This is a genomic window from Paenibacillus sp. LT-B23, from assembly GCF_059417685.1.
Genome location: NZ_JBSQBM010000040.1, coordinates 1 through 19,838, shown reverse-complemented (window position 1 = coordinate 19,838; position 19,838 = coordinate 1). Strand labels below are relative to the sequence as shown.

Below are 19,838 nucleotides of genomic sequence, written 5' to 3'. Positions count from 1 at the left end.
AACAAAAAAGCATCTCCAACTAAGTTGGAGATGCTTTTTTGTTCTGGTAAACACGATTGAGTAACGCCTCATGGCTGAAATAGGAAAAGCTCATGAATTAGCTTTATTTCATGAAGTGAATCATACATTCTTAATCATAGTGAACGGTGGTATTCGCATCAAACATATACGTAGTTACCCTAGAGGGTAACTCTATATAGCTATCCTTGTGGACGAGCATGCTTCAGGACGTCGGAGAGAATATTTCTCTTGCCATAATCAGGGTTTGTTCGTCATATGAGCAAGCAGAGATGCTATATCATGAATAATTCGCTCACTGAAAGCAGAAAGATAAATATATTAGGTCAATATAATATATATATAGATGGTTTGAACCATATCAAACAATCAGGAATCGTATAATTACGTAAAATAATAATTTGACGAATAATTATTTGAGAATTATAATTATATAAGGAGGTTATTATACATATGGACAAGCAAATGAAATTACACTATATGAACCGCGTTGATGAGAAACTGTCTGAACTACCTTGGTTCGTTACGGAATTTATAGATAGTAAAAAACGCAAGCTTTCACCTACAACACTTCTTAATTATTGTCACGATTATATTATATTTTTTGATTGGTTAGTTACAGAAAACTTTACCGCAGACAGCCGCAAAAACATTAATTTAGTCACTTTAGAGAAACTAACCATTCGTGAAGTGGAAAATTTCTTATCATTTTTGGAGTATCAACTCGGCAATACTAAGCTAACTATTAACCGTAAATTGTCATCACTAAAATCCTTATTTGATTACTTACAGAACAAGGCTGAAACAAGTGACCTAAAGCCATATATCCAGCGCAATGTTATGGCCAAAATGGATTTAAATGTCGTTAAAGAAAGCCAAGAAACCATTGCTAATCGTATTGATGGGAAAATTCTCAGAGAAGACGACTTTGAGTTGTTTAGGCTATTTGTAGCCCATGATTTCGGAGAAATCAATAAAGAGAATAAACGTATTCTCAATTTCCATCAATTTAATCGTGAACGGGATACAGCCATTGTCTCCCTCATTTTAGGATCAGGACTTAGGCTCTCTGAGGTAGCAGGCATTGACATTGAAGATCTGGATATGACTAAAGCTTTAGTGAGGGTTATACGCAAAGGTAATAAAGAACAATATGTGTATTTCAGCAAGCAAGCTCTACTTGATTTAGAAAATTATCTGCAGATCAGAGAATCTAGATATATCCCAGAAAAAAACGAAGCCTTTTTGTTTATTGCAGCTCCCATAGGCCGTAAAGGAAAAAGCAGACGCTTAACTCAGCGATCCATAGAGAAACTGATCGAAAAATATGCTACAGCTTTTGGAAAGCCGGCTTTAACCGTACATTCTCTAAGGCATTCATTTGCAACGCGTTATCACTTGGAGAACAATGATGTGCCTAGATTGAAAAACCAATTAGGACATTCATCGATTCAAACAACAATGATTTATACACATTTAACAGACGAAGAGATGAGAAATGCAGTAAATAATATGGATAAATAATATTTTAGTAAGCCACCTTAAATATCTATTATTAATGACATTAATCTAGCCCTTATCAAAGAAATTAAGACATTAAACTAGTAACGTTCTATGAAGTGAAAAAATAATGACCCTATAATAGTCTTCTTATAATAATTTGGTGTAGATGAGACCGTCCCACAATCACTAACCAAGGAATAAATATATTTATAGACATACTTTATTGTCATTATTCATAAAGGTACCATCATAATGTCAAAAGTAGGGGTAGTTTAATGTCGCTACACAACTGGTGTCGAGGGACAAGAACATATTCCCATTGAAGTCGCTATTTTAGCGGCTTTTTAATTTTATCGGTACAAGTTCGTGTCCCGAGCCGAAGACAAGAACTTGTACCGATTACCGTATTGGACAAGAACCTGTTCCTATTACCGATTAGTCGTGTATCTAATCGGCATGGTATCGCAAACTACCGAGCAGCAAAAGATATAAGCAAAGATTTAGTAGCGATTGGTTCCGAGAATGGGGGAAGCAATCGGTATATTTTTTTTGCGGATTTTTTTATTTTTTGTCCGCCACATGTGTACAAAAAAATAAAAAGATGATACATTAAAATCAATCCAACCCTTTTTATAACAGGTTTTTCCCGGAGAATTATATGTCTCCTGTACAAGGACATGCGTATGTTGAGGAGGGAATGGAATGTCAAGTTAAGCATTGGACCAATTTTTAAAATCGAACATCGAAGATCTAAAAACTAAAGGTCTATATAACTTCATCGATACGCTGCAGGGTGCAAATGGTCCTGTTATTCGTATCGACGGAAAGTCCCTAATCAATTTGTCTTCCAATAACTATTTGGGACTGGCAACAGATTACCGCCTGATTGATGCTTCAGTTAAGGCGTCGCAGACATACGGGGCAGGCGCAGGGGCTGTGAGAACAATTAATGGTACGATGGATCTTCATATTGAGCTTGAAGAAAAACTGGCCCGTTTCAAAAAAACGGAAGCCGTTATCGTGTATCAATCGGGATTTAACTGCAATATGGCTGCTATATCTGCGGTAATGGACCAGCATGATGCGATTTTATCAGATGAGCTGAACCACGCTTCGATTATTGATGGCTGCCGCCTGTCGAGAGCCAAGGTGATTCGCTTTAAGCATTCGGATATGAATGATTTAAGACAGCAGGCGAAAGATGCCAAGGAATCCGGTCAGTACCATAAAATTATGGTCATCACCGACGGGGTTTTCTCCATGGATGGTGATATAGCAAAGCTGCCTGAAATCGTGAAAATAGCAGAAGAATTCGATCTGATTACTTATGTGGATGATGCCCACGGTTCGGGCGTTCTCGGAGCAGGTGCGGGAACCGTGAAGCATTTTGGATTGTCCGACCGGATTGACTTTCAAATTGGTACTCTTTCCAAGGCGATTGGCGTTGTCGGCGGTTATGTGGCGGGTAAAAAACAACTGATTGAATGGTTGAAGCTGAGAAGCCGTCCGTTTCTGTTCTCGACATCGCTACCTCCGGCTGCAATCGCTTCTTGCAGCGCTTCTGTCGACATTTTGATGAATGACAAGGAGCTGATCGAGAAGCTGTGGGAGAACGGCAATGATTTGAAAAATGGCTTGAGCCGGCTTGGATATGATGTAGGCCAAAGCGAAACGCCGATCACACCTTGTATCATTGGCGATGAAGTAACCACCCAACAGTTCAGCAAACGGCTTTATGAAGAAGGCGTTTACGCCAAGGCAATCCTGTTTTGACGGTTCCGAAAGGAACCGGAAGAATACGCAACATGCCGACAGCTGCCCATACCAAGGAGATGCTCGACCAGGTGATCTCCGTTTATGAGAAAGTTGGCAAGGAAATGAAGCTGATTTAGCTGCATTCGCGGGAGTACATTTCGGGAGGAATGTCTTATGAACAAGATTTTGGTGACCGGAGCACTGGGCCAAATCGGTTCTGAGTTAGTTGTTAAATTACGTGAAATTTATGGTGCGGATCACGTCGTTGCTACGGATCTCAGGTCATCAGCCCACGAAATTACCCGATCCGGGCCATTCGAGCTGCTGGACGTGACGAATGATAAGGCGATGTTCGAAATCGCCAAGCGGTACGAAGTTGATACCGTCATCCATCTGGCTGCGCTGCTGTCGGCTACCGCAGAGGAGAAACCGCTGCTTGCCTGGAATTTGAATATGGGCGGATTGATGAATGCACTTGAAATATCCAGGGAGCTCGGCTGCCAATTTTTCACTCCAAGCTCCATCGGATCTTTTGGTCCTTTGACTCCGAAAGACAATACCCCTCAGGATACGATCCAGAGGCCCAATACGATGTACGGTGTGGACAAAGTGTCCGGCGAACTGCTTTGTGATTATTATTTTCACAAATACGGCCTGGATACTAGGGGGCTGCGATTCCCGGGTTTGATATCTTATATGACGCCTCCCGGCGGAGGAACGACGGATTACGCCGTGGAAATTTATTACGCAGCCGTGACGGCTGGCCGGTATACATCTTATATCGCCAAGGACTCAAACATGGACATGATGTATATGCCGGATGCCCTGAACGCTATCATCGATTTTATGGAAGCGGATTCATACCGGTTGATACACCGAAATTCATTTAATGTGACCGCAATGAGCGTGGATCCGGAGGCGATCGCTGCAGCGATTCGGGATGAGCTTCCCGGCTTTACCCTAGATTATGACGTTGATCCGAAGAGACAGGCGATTGCCGATAGCTGGCCGCATTCCATTGATGCGACGGCAGCGAAAACAGAATGGGGATTTCATGCTCGCTACGACCTGAAGGCCATGACGAAGGATATGCTTTCACAGCTAAGCGAGAGACAAATGCTTCGCAAGGCTTAAAGTTATTATGAATTCGCTGTGCAAAGCGAGTAGATATAAAAAAGAAGCTGCATCAAGAGGTTTGGCGTTACACGGGCCTTTTGTTGCAGCTTCTATTTTCATCCTCCAGCCCAGACACTGATTTAATCTATACCCTGGGAAACGACAGACTCAAAGAAGAGCTTAAACTTAGCAAAAAGCCGACAGGCAAAAAGTCAGTGAATTACTGCTTTGCCTTAACCCTAGGTAATTGGATTATCGCTAGGAACAGGATGGCTCCGTTTCCTTTATTAACCCATCTACTGGCGATAATCATTGATAAACCATAAACAGTCGCCACTTATTATTGCTTATCGCCTAAATTTCCAGTGAATACGCAAGCACTTGTGATCGTGTCATTGATTTGCCTTTACTCCACAATTCCTGTAATTCCTGCTCAGAAAAAACATGCTGAAGATCAAAAATAACCTCTTCATGCTCTGCGGGAAAATTGGGCATGTCCTCCCCGCCAGAGTTTTGGCGGCCTTTCTCAGCAGCTCCGAGAAGGATCGCAGCTTCGATGAAGGCTTTTTTGGCACACAACGCAATGGCTAATCCTTCAATACCGCGAGATAGAATCCAAGAACCTCTGTAGATCTGGCTTGCGGCGATGCATTTTTTAAAATATTCAATAGAAGCCGCAATCTGCTCAAGCTTCAGGGCGGAATACCCCAGACTTTCGTACGGACCGGATACTTCCCATTGATCCTGGACGGCTTGGAAGAAATGTACACTCTCATTCAGGAGCTTAGACGCTTCAAGATAATTATTCTGCCCTAATCGGAGCTTCCCGTAAGCATGCAATGAGGAAGCTAAATTCCACAAATCGCCCGTGGTTCTAGCAATATCAACGCTCATCTGTACCAATGGCTCGGCTTCCCCAAGGCGTTTCTGTTTGATGTGAAGAAACGCGAGCAGCCGAAGGGAGGAGGCAAGGAGAGAGCTTTCTCCCAAATCGCGAGCGAGTTCAACGCTTCTGATCGCCGAGTTCATGGCACCTTCAACATCTCCACGGATAAATTGAATGACACCACTTCCATGTAAGGCCTTTGCGGAATCGGTGCCAGGCTGTCCTTCGTGTGTTTCGTTATCCAGAAAGCGATCCAGCCAGAACATTCCTTCCTTCAGCCTGCCTTCGTGCAGCCAAAACCAATAGAGGTTTGAGACCATGTGAAGCCCGAATGAATGGGCATGCGGATTGGAGTATGACCATTCCAGGGCAGAACGAAGATTCGCATATTCCCGCCTTACTTCATCAATACACGCTTCGCGTTCACGAGTCCTGAACTTGGGCTCCGCACGGACCAAACATTGACTGTAATAACGAACATGGCGTTCAGAAAGCTGGTGGCTCTTATGTTTGTCAGTTTCGTTCTGCAGCTTCTCGCCTGCGTATTCCTTGATAGCTTCCAGTATGAAATAGCGGAGGAAGCGGTAATCCTCGCTGATCTCAATAGATACGAGAGACTTGTTGACCAGGCCGGATAACAGGTCGAGCACGTCTTCGCGGGCGATGCGATCTTGCTGCTCTGGCATTCCAGGCTCACAGATGCAGATCTCTTCCACCGCCTCCAAAGTAAACCCTCCCGCAAATACACTAAGCCGCCTCAACAGCAGACGTTCCTTGCCGGTCAGCAATTCATAACTCCAATTTATTGTGGATTTGAGCGTTTGCTGCCGGGTCGCAGCCGTTCGTTTGCCTGCTGTCAGCAAAGTCAACAGATTTCCCAGACGTTCCTTGATTTGTTCCAGTGTCAGCATGTTCATTCGGGCAACCGCTAACTCAATGGCTAACGGGATTCCCTCCAGCTTCTTGCAAATAGCGCCAACAAGCCTAATATTGGGCAACGTGGGCTGAAACTGGGGCGCAGTACTATGCGCCCGCTCCAAAAACAGCTGCACGGATTCAAAGGCTATAATCTCCTGTTCAGGTATTTCCTCTAGTGAATGCTCATCCGCAGGAAAAGATAACGGAGGAAGCCGGTAGACAAGTTCCCCCGGGACATTGAGCGGTTCCCGGCTGGTGGCGAGGATTGTCAGCCCCGGCGCGAATGCAAGAAGTGATGCAACCAAAGACGCGCTTGCGTCAATGACATGTTCGCAGTTATCAAAAATAAAGAGCATGTTCTGGTCGGACAAGGCCTCCAGTATCGTTTGAAGGTCGGTTCGGTGTGCTTGGTTCTGCAGCCTTAGTGTGGACAGTAGCAACTGGCCCAAGTCTTGCGGTTCTTTGATAGAGCCGAACTCAAACATCCATATCCCTTGCGGGTACGTTCCCCCAAGCGTTGAAGCCACCTGGACAGCAAGAGACGTCTTGCCTATTCCTCCGGGACCCACGACAGAGACCAAGGAGTGAGTATTCAACCGTTCCTCCAAGTCAGCCATGGCCAGACTTCGTCCAACGAAGAGTGTAGGGAGCTTTGGCAGTTGTTGTGTTGCCGCGATTGAAGCACGCGGTGTGGTAATTGTTGGTTTCGGTGTTATCCCTTCCATAGTAACCAATGTGTCGAACCAGGCGCCGTCGAAATCCGGAAACTCCCGCGAGGTCGCTGATCGTGCTTCCGAGAAGCGCTTTACAGTATCCCAGAGATCCTCTGCCTCTTGACGCGGATCCGCTTCCAAGAGAAGTCCTTCTTCGCAAAACGCTTGGATCAATCCTTTGAGACTGCCCACACTTGGGAGCCGGTCACCATTCTCCCATTGCTGCACGGTTCGCGGATCAACGCCGATCCGCCGTGCCAAGTCCACTTGCCGCATCCGCTTGGATAAGCCGTGCCTGGCAGGTCTTGAACGAATTTTTTTGATCCATTCATGAGGCCAATCTTTTGACAATTTCCCGTCTTCCATCCTATCACCTGAATTCCATAGTTTCCGCTGCTTCACACGAACAAACCCGAACTCATGTACATTCGTGTTCTGGATTCTAACAGATATAATTAGCCATATCAACAACAACAGTAACAATAACAATAACAAGGAGGTAACATACATGCCATTGACTCGCATTACCACATTGAAAGGTCGCTCCAGCGAAGAGAAAGCCCTTATTGGCGAGGTCGTCTTGCAGACGATTGTAGACAAGCTGCACGTCCCCCAGAACGATCGCTTTCTGATTATAGAAGAACTTGACCGTGAGAATTTCAGCTTTGATCCGAATTGCCTGGATATTGATAGAAGTGACGGTTTTCTAATCGTACAGATCACTCTAAATGCCGGCCGGTCAGCCGAAATAAAGAAAGAGTTCTATGAGGCTTTAGCCCAGCAGCTGCATCAGCAGTGCGACATTAGAATGGAAGATGTGTTCATCAATCTGGTTGAGGTCACCAAAGAAAACTGGTCTTACGGTAACGGCATCGCTCCGTTCATCGTGTAATTCACAAACTATACTTATTTAGAGAGGAAGTTTTAATTATGGCAACTTTACTTTATATTACTGCCCATCCCGGCAACCTTAAAGCATCTTACAGCCTTTCCGTCGGAGAGCAATTCGTACAAGCTTACAAAGAGAATAATCCGGGAGATGAAGTAGTCCATGTAGACTTGTATCAACGCGACATTCCCCACATTGACGTTGACGTATGGGAAGCATGGGGAACCCTTCAGAATGGTGGTTCGTTCGATCAATTGACTGCCGCACAACAACAAAAATTGGCTCAGCTGAATACATTACTTGATGAATTCGTTGCTGCAGACAAGTATGTGTTCGTAACACCTATGTGGAACTTCTCCTACCCTCCGGTAATGAAGGCATACATTGATTCCTTCTGCGTCAGAGCTAAAACCTTTAAATACACAGAGAACGGTCCCGTTGGCCTGCTTGAAAACAAAAAAGCCTTCCATATCCAAGCTACCGGCGGCATTTACTCGGAAGGACCTGTGGCGGATCGGGAGAACAGCAGCCGTCATTTGAAAACCGTCCTGAACTTCGTAGGCATTACCGACTTCGATAATCTGTTTATAGAAGGCGTATCCACTGCAGGAGATCGCGCTCCACAAATCAAAGCCGATGCGATTGAGAAAGCACGCATAGCCGCCAAAAACTTTTAAGACTACATTTAGCTAACAAACTGAATATGCTTCGCAACATTCTGCCCATCCATAGCTTCCGAGATACGAGCATTGGATGGGCGCTCATGGAGGTGTTCATGTGCTTTCGTATCGAAGGCATATTTGGTGAATTCAAGGAGGGAAAGAGCATGACAGAGCTTCAGCCACAAGCAGGGCTGAAAGCAGGTAAAAAAGCAGGGGTGGCGATCATATTAGGTGCCTTGGCTTCGCTCGCCCCGTTCTCCCTGGACATGTATTTGCCCGCGCTGCCGACACTAGCCAGCGATTTGCAGACATCAGCTTCCATGGCCCAGATTAGCTTGACTGCATGTATGTTGGGACTCTCGTTCGGGCAATTGGCAGCCGGACCGCTGAGCGATATGCACGGACGGCGCAGGCCATTGCTAATGGGGTTATTCCTGTATATCGCCATATCAATGTGGTGTACCTTAAGCGGGACCATCTGGTCATTTATCGCGTTGCGATTTGTACAGGGTCTGGCTGGAAGCTTTAGCATAGTGATTTCCCGGGCGGTGGCGCGGGACCTCTTTTCAGGGGCCAACTTAACCCGTTTTTTCTCACTCCTGATGCTGGTGAATGGGGCCGGGCCGATCTTTGCGCCGATTGTTGGCGGGCAGCTCCTGCGGGTAGCTTCCTGGCAAGGCGTATTCGTAGCGTTAAGTCTTATTGCTGCGACTCTGTTCGTTGTAGTCTTTACCAGTCTGGAAGAGACATTGCCAGAGAAGGACAGAGTGAAGGGCGGCTGGAAAGAGACGATTGTTACGTTCCGTACCCTGCTTCGAGACCGAACCTTTATGGGTTATGCCTTATCACAAGGTTTCGTCCTAGCTGCGATGTTTGCGTATATTTCAGGCTCCACGTTCGTATTTCAAGACTTATTTGGTGTTTCCCCCCAATTGTTCAGCATGTTGTTCGCGCTGAATGGGGTTGGTTTGATCATCGCTGGGCAAATTACAGGTAGGCTGTCCAGCAAAATTAACGGGTATACACTTTTCGTCAGTGGAATGATGCTTGCATCTATTAGCAGCTTAGCGTTATTTGGGTTGTTATTGAGCAATGGGGGGTTATACGCGGTATTATTGCCGCTATTTTTCGTAGTATCCAGCGTCGGCATTGTAACTACGACAGGCTTCTCCCTCGCGATGCAGAACTATGGACAAGCCGCCGGGAGCGCTTCTGCGCTGTTAGGCCTAATCTCATTCGTGCTAGGCGGACTGGCGGCACCTCTTACCGGGATTGGGGGAGGTCAATCAGCCATCCCTATGGGAACGGTCATCGCGTTATGCAACATCGCCGCAGTCATTTGTTACCTCACGTTAATCCGAAGAAACCCGACATCAGCAATTCGATCAAAGGGGGAATAAAAATGAAAGTATCCTATCATGGACATTCTGTTGTGAAAATCGAAACAAACGGCACTACCATCCTGATTGATCCCTTTATTACAGGCAACGCAAGTACCGATCTGGACGCGGCCAGTATACATGCAGACGTAATCCTGTTGACCCACGGTCACGGGGATCATGTAGGAGATACGGTAGACATCGCGAAACGAAACAACGCATTGGTCGTTGCCTCGGCAGAGCTGGCAGATGTGCTCGGATGGGAAGGAGTAAGAACCCATGCCATGAGTATTGGCGGGGCGTACACCTTCGACTTTGGAAAAGTGAAGCTGACTCAGGCTTTCCATAGCTCTAGTTATATTAACCCGGAGACCCGAACCATCATCTACACGGGAATGCCTACCGGAATTCTGTTCACAGCCGAAGGTAAAACGATATACCATGCAGGTGACACTGGCCTTTTCTACGACATGAAAGTGATTGGGGAACGCAACGACATTGATCTGGCTTTTATCCCGATTGGAGACAACCATACGATGGGACCGGAAGACGCCGCCGTAGCCACAGATTGGCTTCAAGCCAAACATGTTGTGCCGATACACTTCAACACGTTCCCGTTCATTCAACAAGACCCGCAGTACTTCACCTCGCTCCTTAAGGAAGGAGTAGGGATCGTCCTTAAACCCGGAGAAACCATCAACCTATCATCCTGAACATCAATAAGACATCAGAAGGAAGAAATGTACAGCCATCACCCTATATGCTTGGGAAATGGCTGTAGGATTTCTTCCTTTTATGTTAATTCATGAGGTTACATCGCATTATAAAAATAAGATACCAGTTCATCTTCATCTTGCCTTAAAAATAATTTACTCATATGACCAGTCTCTTGTGTGTTTCAATGTTATATCAATAAACTTTGATAGAGCGGGGGAGACCCACTTGTTTTTATGATAAACCATTTGGGCTGAGATCGGTTTATGATCACCTTCGCAAGGAATAACTTTTAATCTTCCATCCTTGATTTCATTTTTTACAGTTATTAATGGTAAACAAGCAATACCCAGCCCACTCATTACGCAACGTTTTATCGCCTCAATACTCCAAAGTTCCATCGTGTTGGAAAGTACGATTCCTCTTTCTCGAAGATATCCTTCAAACATGGTTCGATAACTGCATTCTTTCTCATTCGTGATCAAACACTCGTTTAACTTTTGGTTTTCATAGCTTTGATCTAAAACATTCAGCGGGTTGTCATGACTACCAACAAGGACAATAGGCTCGTCCATTAAAGAATGTACGATGAAATCTGCATCCTGAAACGTTGGCATCATAAGAAATGCAATATCTGCACTTCCATGAAGTATTGCTCTCTTGTTATCTCCGCAAGTAGCGTTACTTAAAATGATGCTCACATGGGGAAACTTATTTCTATATTCTCTTAATATAGGTTCAAGTCGATAAACCGTTAAAGATTCAGGAGCCGCAATCCTTAACTCGCCTCTTATATCATCACCGTCATTTGTAATGCTTTCAATTTTCTCGTAAGTATCCAGAATTTCTTGAGTATAGTGCAATAATTTCTTGCCTATATCAGTCAATCTTACCTTTCGGCCCATTCGATCAAATAGAGATGCACCCAAATGTTCTTCAAGTGCTTGAATATGAGAAGTGACAGTGGATTGAGTGTAACCTAAATGTTCTGCTGCCTGTGTAAAGCTGCCCAATTGAATAACTTTTCTAAATGTAATAAAATGACGTATTTCCATCAGTTCACCAACTTTCAATGTAATTTCACTTCTATAGTATCAGAAAAATCAATGGATAAATTCTATAAATTCAATTTTACTAATAATTAGTTTCCGGTTAATCTTAAAGAAAATTGGCAAATACGGTCACTATAATAGCAAACTTTTAATAAAACGGTTGGGGGAGTTAATAAATGATTACAGTTTACGATGATAGATATAAAGAAGAAGTCATTAAATTAATATTGCATGTACAGAATGTCGAATATGAAGTCGGTATTAGTGTTAAAGAACAACCAGACATTCTAGACATTCATTCAAATTATATAGATGCTGGCGGTAATTTTTGGATAGCCTTAAATGATAACGGAGAGGTTGTAGGTTCAATTGGTTTGCAAAAGAAAAATAAGGAAGTTGCTGTATTAAAGAAATTTTTTGTTTATAAAGACTATCGAGGCAAAGAATTTGGGATAGGAAAAAAGCTTTATGAAGTTCTGCTTGATTTTGCTAAGGAACAAGGTTTTTCAAAGATCATTTTAGATACCCCATCTAAAGCCACTAGGTCTCACGGTTTCTATAAAAAGGTTGGATTTAAAGAGACTGATAAAGAGGATTTGCCAATTAAATATGATTATCCTGACCGCAATTCAATTATATTTCTATTAGAACTATAACAAAAAGAAGGAGGTCTCATTTTTATGGAATAGTTAAATGGAGAGTCTGTCTTTGAAGAATAAGATTATATTGTTTTGTTTACTAAGCACTGTATTACTTGGAGTAATGAATAGCTTCTTTTTTAATTTAGCTCTCGTACCAATTGCTAAAGACTTAAATATTTCTATATCATCTAGCAGTTGGTTTATCTTAGGGTATTCAATTATGGTAGATTCTGCACTTCCCACTGATCAACGGCTGAAATCTGGGAAATATGACCCCGAGCTGTTAGCTTCCCACCGTGTTCGGAATCGGATACAAGTTCAAAAAAACAGGTGGGTTGACGGCACATACGATGTTTATGCAATTGCCGCTATTTCTAAAGCTAAAAGAATTATTTGAATACAATTTGATGCATATGTACTGGAATACTAAAGACCTTAACGAAGAACAAGATCGAATCTTGAACTTATATAGAAGCAGGATAGAGTACATGCATACTCTAGCTAACTGAGAATGAGGATAGAATTTTAAGTTTTCTATCCAGAAGAAGTTGGCCTTCTCTAATTGAAACCTCAGTCCAAAAAAAAGGAGTATTTCTCGGTATACCCCAAAATCGCGAAAAGATTAAACGCAGGAATTGACAAAAAATCTCTAATAATACTACAGTTTCAGAAAAAATAATTACAGCAGGTCTAGAACTACTAACAACTACAGGAGTTACTCACAATAGTGGGGTATCGAATACGCATCTATGGAATGCGATTAACTGGTTCCCACTATGAAGCGACCACAACTGGTGAGCACAGCATCATGAGTAACCTCACAACTTTCACTGGCTCTGCACTAATCACAATCCAGTCTGAACACTCCGCTATAAAAAATATAATGTTTTTAAAAAAGGAGTATCGTCCATAAGAATCACTTGCGGGCAGAAATATTCTGGAATATTATTCCACGGTGAATCTGTACGAGTTACTCAAAACATGGCATTAAATAGCTTTAATTGTCTTTAGGGGCTTCCGGTTTCATGTAAACCATGCACTCCCTATCTGACCAACAACTGCCGTGGAAGCGATCTGGACTACTACCGGGCAGGCCAAGAACAACTCAATGGGATCATTTCTTACATTAACACCATTGCATGATTTCAGCCAATGAGGTAGCATAATTTAGAATTCTTCGCTCTTGCTCGACCGGAGAATTATTCTTTTTAGGAGAGTGGAGACGATGCCTACGATATTGGTTGCTGACGACGATGCGAACATTCGCAAACTCGTTGGTTTATTTTTGCGTAACAACGGATTTACAACCATCAACGCCGCAGATGGAAAGGAAGCCCTGGCTATCTATAGCTCCACGCCAGTCGATTTGGTCATTCTTGATATTATGATGCCAGTCATGGACGGTTGGACATTATGCGAGGAACTTCGAAGAGCCAATCCGGATCTTCCGTTATTAATGCTGACGGCAAGAAGCGAAACCTGGGAGAAAGTACAAGCTTTTCAGCTCGGAACAGATGACTATATGACGAAGCCATTCGATCCGCTTGAGTTGATGGCTCGCGTCAAAGCACTGTTGAAACGATACCGTATAGGTGTAACGCAGACCATCCAGTTAGGAAACGTTATTCTGAACCGGCAGACTTATAAAGTCCAGTGGGGTAAAGAGTCGTTCACCTTGCCGCTTAAGGAGTTCGAATTATTGTATAAACTTGCTGGATTACCGGGACAAGTCTATACGCGAGAGCAATTAATAGATCAAGTATGGGGAATTAATTATACTGGCGATGATCGAACGATAGACGTACATATTAAACGTCTACGCGAACGTTTCGCCGCTATCTCCGATTTTCGTATCGAAACGGTGCGGGGACTTGGCTACCGGCTAGAGGTGCAGGAGTGATCGGTTCCTTATATACACGCGTTGTCCTGACTTTTCTGGTCTCCGTAATCGGGGGCACAATCCTTTCTTTTCTTGCTACAACCTGGATATTTCAAGATAAATTAAACGAAAACCTGCAAAGCACCTTACTTGACTTTGGCCAGGATATCGTCCGTATCTACGAGACATTGCCATTACACGAAGCAGAAATGTTTATAAGTGAAATGAAACAACTCAACTCCTACTACATTCGAATCTATGAAGCAACGGATCAGTTTCAATCCTATGGAGAACTTAAAGGACAACATCCTTTCCTGGTGACTACAGAACAAGTGAAGAAAGTGCTGGATGGAGAAAGGGTCCAAGTTAATGGAATCGATACGATCTTCTTGGGATTGCCGATAAAAACTGAAATGGGAAGCAAAGCTATGTTTGTAGAGCCCCTCACTTCCTCTTCCACCTCTTTTCTCATCAAGTTTGTTGTAACCTTTTTGATTTGTTCGTTGTTAGCAGGAAGCCTATTGATACTAATTTCAGCTATTTTTCTGGTAAGACCAATCAAAAAGTTGACAGAAGCGACCCGGCTTATAGCTGCTGGAGATTTCAACGTCAAGCTTAATATTAAACAAAAGGGTGAGATAGGTACTTTAGCTCGCAGCTTCGAAGAAATGATGCACGATCTACAACAGCTTGAGCAGATGCGCAGGGAATTCGTAGCAAACGTGTCCCATGAAGTTCAGTCTCCGCTTACTTCCATTTCCGGTTTTGCTATAGCGCTCAAGCAGGTAGACCTCCCGGATGACGAACGAAGTGATTATCTCGATATTATCATCACTGAAACTGCACGAATGTCCAAAATAAGTGATGGTCTGCTAAAGCTGAGTTTGCTTGAATCTCAGTCATTGCAAATGCGGCTCGCCACGCTCAGTCTGGATGAACAGATCAGACGAGTAATCGTTGCTATCCAACCCCAATGGTCAGCCCGAAACATTCAGTTCGATCTTGATTTGCAGCCAACCAAAATCACGGCTGATCATGACCAGTTAAATCAAGTGTGGATCAATATCCTAGGCAATGGCATCAAATTTTCCGAAGATGGTGCCCGTATTAGCATCAGCATCAAACAGAATAACAAGAACGTGATTGTCCGTATATCGGATTCAGGTATTGGTATTCTCCCGAAAGACCAAAAGCGTATATTTGACCGATTCTTCAAAGCTGATCGTTCCCATAGCCAGAAATATGAAGGCAGCGGTATGGGACTGGCTATTGTAAAGCAGATCGTATCTCTTCATCATGGGGACATCCGAGTAGAGAGCGAATACGGAGTAGGAACGACCTTCATAGTAACCTTGCCAATCACAACACCCACAGGGTGATTGGATTTCACGCCTTCTCTAGGCTATGACACCATGTATAAACCTTCTTGCATGTGATGATGAAAACTTTTTTTGCCTGTTCATTCTCCGTTCATATTGTAGTCATTAGGGGGACATCTTGTTTGGTTATACTGTCTTTAGCGCCCCCGTTAAGGTGGCCTAACAATGATGAAGACAGGAGTAGATGCAAGAGTGAAACCAAGAGACGTAACAAAACTGAAGATGAGCGTGAGGACAGCAACAAAAAGAAATACTTTAGCTGCTGTGACTCTTATGCTGACGATACTTGCCCCAATGTCTGCAATGGCCGCACCGGCTGCCATGAATAACAACAGTAACCTTACGTATGAGACAACAAAGAAAACCGTAATCGAAAAAGCCAAATTACTGACTGAAACGTACGGTACGACGAGTCTGCAATATGCGCTCATTGATGGTGGAGAGATTATGGTGTCCGGTCAAACGGGGAAGAACGATTTAAACGACAAGGTACCTCTTACTACGAACACGATCTATGGCATTGGTTCAACCAGTAAAATGATGCTTACAGCCGCTGTAATGAAACTGGTTGATGAAGGCAAGATCGATTTGGATGTGCCTGTTGTGAACTATATGCCTGATTTTACAATGAAAGATAACCGATACAAACAGATTACACCGCGCATGCTGTTAAATCATTCCTCTGGTCTTCTGGGCACCTCAACCAGCAATGCCACATTGTACGGAGATAATGACACGTATTCACATGATACGTTGCTCGATCAATTGGCGAATCAAAACCTGAAGGCAGATCCCGGCGCATACTCCGTCTACAGCAACGATGGCTTTTCGTTAGCCGAGATTTTGGTTGAAAGAGTGAGCGCCCTCGATTATACCGTATTTATACACAAGTATTTTACGGAGCCTTTGGATATGAACCATACCAAAACACCACAGGATGTGGTTAATCCGGCAGAAATGGCGGAAATCTATTCCCCTTTTTATAATGGACAACTTCCAAAAGAGAATTATAATATCCTCGGTACTGGAGGTCTGTATTCCACCGCTGAAGATCTGGTCAAATTTTCACGAATCTTCACGGGAGAAGTTAAGGGTATTCTTTCAAATAAGTCTGTAAAAGCTATGGCACAAGAAGAGTATAAAAGAGGCCTGTGGCCTAAGGATAGCGATACGCTTATGTCTTACGGGTTAGGATGGGATAGTGTGAACTTGTTCCCATTCAACGAATACGGCATTCAGGCCGTTATGAAAGGTGGAGATACGTTATCTTATCATTCTTCACTCGTCGTACTTCCGGAATACAACATGGCTGCAGCCGTGATCTCTTCAGGTGGAGCAAGCATAACCAATCAATTCATTGCGAGTGAGTTATTACTTAGCGCACTTGAAGAAAAGGGCATTATTAAAGAACGGAAACCGGAAAAATCATTTGGTGTACCTGTGAAGGCTGATATGCCTAAAGAAATCTCCAAGTTTGCAGGGATATATGGTGGCAATAATTTAGTTACGAAGATCAAAATAAATAAGGCTGGACAAATGATGGTCTCCTCTCTCACGGCTCCAAGTAATCCGGTTCAAGAATACACCTATACTTCAGATGGTACTTTTGTGAGTGATGATGGTACAGAAAAGTTGAAATTCGTTGTGGAGAAAAATGGGAATACCTACCTGTGGTCTCGATCTTATATATCCGTTCCAGGACTCGGACAGGTGGCTCTCTCAGAATATAATGCGGAGAAGCTTAAAGCCAATACATTACCCAAGGAGATTAACGCTGCATGGGCAAAGCGCGATGGTAAAAAATATTATCTGGTGAATGAGAAATACTCATCCATGCTCTATCTTAATGCTACATCGATCCTGCCTATTCAACTGAATAAAGAGAATCCAGGGTATATGTCCAATAATGAGATTATTGGAGCCAACCAAGCAGCCAATCGATTGCAGATTCCGGGTACTGCCGGACGTGATACGATGGATATTCATTTCTCCAAAAAGAACGGAGGAGAGTATCTTACATTTTCAGGTTACGTATACGCCAGTGAGGAAATGGTAAAACCAATCTATTCGGGTAAACGATCCGCAACAACCATTCAAGCAGATGGATATGCCAAATGGTTTTCGGTACCCGCTACTGCGAAAGGAAAAGTCATGACAGTGAAATTACCTGCAAAGGGAGCCTTTGCTGTCTATGATCAGAACGGAATTTGTATTAATCACAGCGTGGTCAGCGGTAAGAATGTTGTTGTTTTACCCGAAAACGGCCGTATTGTATTTGCAGGTGAGGCTGGCGCCAAATTTGAAATTTCACTAAAAAAGTAAGATGAATGGAGTTTCAAACGGTTGTACAATAAACGAACTCAACAGGAGAGAACCATCATGATGAAAAAAATATTAATCATTTTGCTCAAAATATTTGGTGCGATCGTTATTGCTTTTGCATTATTTATTGCGACTGTCTTTATTGTTAATGTATTTAGCAACAAATCGGAGGAAGGGAAAATAAAACCTTATGGCCAGTTTGTAGCGGTTGACGGCAAAAACATGAATGTGTTGATTCAAGGAAAAGGCAAAGAAACGGTGGTATTGCTTCCTGGGTATGGAACACCCGCCCCAGCCCTTGATTTCAAACCGCTCATCGATGAGCTATCTCCATTTTACAAAGTCGTTGTCATTGAACCTTTCGGTTATGGATTAAGTGACATTACTGAAAAAGAGCGTACTACGGAAAATATGGTTAGTGAAATTCATGAAGCGTTACAGCAACTTGGTATTCAACGTTACACGCTCATGGCTCACTCCATTTCAGGGATATACGGACTGGATTATGTGAACAAATATCCAAACGAAGTAACTTCCTTTGTCGGCATTGAGAGCAGTGTCCCAACGCAGGGAGGTAACGATGATCCATTCCCAACCGAAACGTACAAACTGCTTAAAAAATCAGGATTCTACCGATTGTTAATGAAACTGGCCCCTGATCAACTGATTGCACCTGATGTTGATAATGAAACCAGAGAGCAAATTAGAATACTTTCACTTAAAAATACGTTTAATCCGAACAACCTGAATGAAGGCGAAAAGTTTGGTCCCAATTTCAAAGCAGCTGAGAACCTGTCTTTCCCCAAACATCTTCCGTTGATTTTCTTCTTACAAGCGAATGATACCGAAACGGAAGGATGGATACCCTTGCATGAAGAGCAAGTCAAAGATTCAGTGCATGGAAAAGTGATGACTTTCGAGGGGGATCATTATTTGCATCACACCCGATCCAAAGAAATCGTGGAGAATTTCAGGAAATTTATGAATGAAATAAAATAAAAGATATCAATGAGTAGCGAAAAAGACACCTCGTCCATGGTTTTGGATGAGGTGTTCTATTTTTATTGTGATTACAGGAAACCACGTATCGAGAGTAGATTATCCTTTTGAGGGTAAAAACTCATTGACCGTGGGTGTTTGGACAACGGAATAATACCGCAGTCCAAACACTGTTCTCGAAGAAAAAATTAGTTTACATACTTCCCATAATCCGGTAGCCTGTGTAGAACAGTAGATAATGATTCTTTTTATAGAGGACCATTGATCATAAGAGATCACTTAGAATACTTTGCGGACCAAATCATTAGTTATCAAATGAGAAGTGTAGGGGGGATTAATCAGAACGTATTATTCCTGGGTATTAGAAAAGATAATAACTCAATTTAGTGCAAACATTTTTATTGATTGGTTGAAAGTTGCAGGCGAAAGAAGTGTAGATTATTTGTCGAGGGACAAGAACATAGTCCTATTGAAGTCGCTATTTGAGCGGCTTTTTTTATTTTATCGGTACAAGTTCTTGTCCCGATTACCGGAATGGACAAGAACATAGTCCTATTGCCTATTAGGTGTATATCTAAACATTAAGCACATGCACTTAAAACTTCATTAAGTACCATAATACATAACAATTTTCAAAATGTTAAACGAAAACTGACACGATGAGAGGTTAAACACGGTCGGCTAGGCATTAAAAAAGCGAAATATCAGAATGAAACTGGCAGTTGAGGACAAGAACATGTTCCTATTTCCGATCAGATATATTTCTAAACAATAGCCATATGTACTTAAAACCTCATTAAGCACCTTAATACATGAAAATATTCAAATTGTTATGGGACAACTGATACGCTTAAAAGGGAACAAAAGTGTTTAGGTATTAAAAATACGAAATATCGGTAATGGAACTATTGGTTGAGGACAATAACATAGTCCGATTACCAAATTAGACAAGAACATGTTCTCATTATCGATTAGGCGTTTATCTAATCGTTATTAAATCATTAAACTCCCTC

General features: G+C 42.9%; 14 protein-coding genes and 2 pseudogenes. 14 read left to right on the top strand and 2 right to left on the bottom strand.

Annotation, left to right across the window (positions count from 1 at the left end; genetic code table 11):
* Positions 1-471: 471 nt before the first annotated feature.
* From xerS to ACWXW9_RS28060, 3 genes and pseudogenes are all read left to right on the top strand, one after another.
* Complete coding sequence (gene xerS, locus ACWXW9_RS28070) at positions 472-1,542, top strand: tyrosine recombinase XerS (RefSeq protein ID WP_494932065.1); 1,071 nt, start codon at positions 472-474, stop codon at positions 1,540-1,542.
* Between the two features lie 696 nt (positions 1,543-2,238).
* Positions 2,239-3,413 (top strand): annotated as a pseudogene (locus ACWXW9_RS28065) (glycine C-acetyltransferase).
* 37 nt (positions 3,414-3,450) lie between these two features.
* Complete coding sequence (locus ACWXW9_RS28060; RefSeq protein ID WP_494932064.1) at positions 3,451-4,410, top strand: NAD-dependent epimerase/dehydratase family protein; 960 nt, start codon at positions 3,451-3,453, stop codon at positions 4,408-4,410.
* Between the two features lie 336 nt (positions 4,411-4,746).
* On the opposite strand, the gene ACWXW9_RS28055 is transcribed toward ACWXW9_RS28060, so the two are convergent.
* Entirely contained in the window at positions 4,747-7,275 is a 2,529-nt protein-coding gene (locus ACWXW9_RS28055; protein ID WP_494932063.1) for a tetratricopeptide repeat protein, read from the bottom strand.
* A 142-nt stretch (positions 7,276-7,417) separates the two neighbouring features.
* On the opposite strand from ACWXW9_RS28055, the gene ACWXW9_RS28050 reads away from it, so the two are divergent.
* The 4 genes from ACWXW9_RS28050 (at position 7,418) to ACWXW9_RS28035 (ending at position 10,552) form a co-directional block, all read left to right on the top strand.
* Entirely contained in the window at positions 7,418-7,801 is a 384-nt protein-coding gene (locus tag ACWXW9_RS28050) for a tautomerase family protein (RefSeq protein WP_494932062.1), read from the top strand.
* Positions 7,802-7,839: 38 nt separating this feature from the next.
* Positions 7,840-8,475 carry an FMN-dependent NADH-azoreductase gene (locus ACWXW9_RS28045; protein ID WP_494932061.1) on the top strand — a complete coding sequence of 212 codons (636 nt, stop codon included), beginning with the start codon at positions 7,840-7,842 and terminating at the stop codon, positions 8,473-8,475.
* A gap of 149 nt (positions 8,476-8,624) precedes the next feature.
* Positions 8,625-9,860 carry a multidrug effflux MFS transporter gene (locus ACWXW9_RS28040; protein ID WP_494932060.1) on the top strand — a complete coding sequence of 412 codons (1,236 nt, stop codon included), beginning with the start codon at positions 8,625-8,627 and terminating at the stop codon, positions 9,858-9,860.
* A 2-nt stretch (positions 9,861-9,862) separates the two neighbouring features.
* Entirely contained in the window at positions 9,863-10,552 is a 690-nt protein-coding gene (locus tag ACWXW9_RS28035) for a metal-dependent hydrolase (RefSeq protein ID WP_494932059.1), read from the top strand.
* 156 nt (positions 10,553-10,708) lie between these two features.
* Here ACWXW9_RS28035 and ACWXW9_RS28030 read toward each other — a convergent pair whose 3' ends face one another.
* Entirely contained in the window at positions 10,709-11,626 is a 918-nt protein-coding gene (locus ACWXW9_RS28030; RefSeq protein WP_494932058.1) for a LysR family transcriptional regulator, read from the bottom strand.
* A gap of 155 nt (positions 11,627-11,781) precedes the next feature.
* On the opposite strand from ACWXW9_RS28030, the gene ACWXW9_RS28025 reads away from it, so the two are divergent.
* From ACWXW9_RS28025 to ACWXW9_RS27995, 7 genes and pseudogenes are all read left to right on the top strand, one after another.
* Positions 11,782-12,261 (top strand): GNAT family N-acetyltransferase, encoded by a 480-nt coding sequence (locus ACWXW9_RS28025; RefSeq protein ID WP_494932057.1) that lies wholly within the window; start codon positions 11,782-11,784, stop codon positions 12,259-12,261.
* A gap of 52 nt (positions 12,262-12,313) precedes the next feature.
* The gene (locus ACWXW9_RS28020; RefSeq protein WP_494932067.1) at positions 12,314-12,643 is read left to right on the top strand and encodes a hypothetical protein; all 330 of its coding nucleotides are present in this window, start codon (positions 12,314-12,316) and stop codon (positions 12,641-12,643) included.
* Positions 12,597-12,755, top strand: a pseudogene (locus ACWXW9_RS28015) (protein kinase); the annotation flags it as partial. The gene ACWXW9_RS28020 and the pseudogene ACWXW9_RS28015, both read left to right, overlap by 47 nt.
* A gap of 716 nt (positions 12,756-13,471) precedes the next feature.
* The gene (locus tag ACWXW9_RS28010; RefSeq protein ID WP_494932056.1) at positions 13,472-14,146 is read left to right on the top strand and encodes a response regulator transcription factor; all 675 of its coding nucleotides are present in this window, start codon (positions 13,472-13,474) and stop codon (positions 14,144-14,146) included.
* Positions 14,143-15,504 carry a sensor histidine kinase gene (locus tag ACWXW9_RS28005; protein ID WP_494932055.1) on the top strand — a complete coding sequence of 454 codons (1,362 nt, stop codon included), beginning with the start codon at positions 14,143-14,145 and terminating at the stop codon, positions 15,502-15,504. Before ACWXW9_RS28010 ends, ACWXW9_RS28005 begins: the two co-directional genes overlap by 4 nt.
* 222 nt (positions 15,505-15,726) lie before the next feature.
* Complete coding sequence (locus ACWXW9_RS28000) at positions 15,727-17,826, top strand: serine hydrolase domain-containing protein (protein WP_494932066.1); 2,100 nt, start codon at positions 15,727-15,729, stop codon at positions 17,824-17,826.
* Positions 17,827-17,883: 57 nt separating this feature from the next.
* Complete coding sequence (locus ACWXW9_RS27995) at positions 17,884-18,825, top strand: alpha/beta hydrolase (RefSeq protein WP_494932054.1); 942 nt, start codon at positions 17,884-17,886, stop codon at positions 18,823-18,825.
* Positions 18,826-19,838: the final 1,013 nt, after the last annotated feature.

What these genes read in the sequence shown, in the direction of transcription:
- ACWXW9_RS28035 (WP_494932059.1), top strand. Translation starts at nt 9,863, where the DNA reads ATGAAAGTATCCTATCATGGACATTCTGTTGTGAAAATCGAAACAAAC.
- ACWXW9_RS28025 (WP_494932057.1), top strand. Translation starts at nt 11,782, where the DNA reads ATGATTACAGTTTACGATGATAGATATAAAGAAGAAGTCATTAAATTA.
- xerS (WP_494932065.1), top strand. Translation starts at nt 472, where the DNA reads ATGGACAAGCAAATGAAATTACACTATATGAACCGCGTTGATGAGAAA.
- ACWXW9_RS27995 (WP_494932054.1), top strand. Translation starts at nt 17,884, where the DNA reads ATGATGAAAAAAATATTAATCATTTTGCTCAAAATATTTGGTGCGATC.
- ACWXW9_RS28040 (WP_494932060.1), top strand. Translation starts at nt 8,625, where the DNA reads ATGACAGAGCTTCAGCCACAAGCAGGGCTGAAAGCAGGTAAAAAAGCA.
- ACWXW9_RS28050 (WP_494932062.1), top strand. Translation starts at nt 7,418, where the DNA reads ATGCCATTGACTCGCATTACCACATTGAAAGGTCGCTCCAGCGAAGAG.
- ACWXW9_RS28045 (WP_494932061.1), top strand. Translation starts at nt 7,840, where the DNA reads ATGGCAACTTTACTTTATATTACTGCCCATCCCGGCAACCTTAAAGCA.
- ACWXW9_RS28010 (WP_494932056.1), top strand. Translation starts at nt 13,472, where the DNA reads ATGCCTACGATATTGGTTGCTGACGACGATGCGAACATTCGCAAACTC.
- ACWXW9_RS28060 (WP_494932064.1), top strand. Translation starts at nt 3,451, where the DNA reads ATGAACAAGATTTTGGTGACCGGAGCACTGGGCCAAATCGGTTCTGAG.
- ACWXW9_RS28055 (WP_494932063.1), bottom strand. Translation starts at nt 7,275, where the DNA reads ATGGAAGACGGGAAATTGTCAAAAGATTGGCCTCATGAATGGATCAAA.
- ACWXW9_RS28000 (WP_494932066.1), top strand. Translation starts at nt 15,727, where the DNA reads ATGAGCGTGAGGACAGCAACAAAAAGAAATACTTTAGCTGCTGTGACT.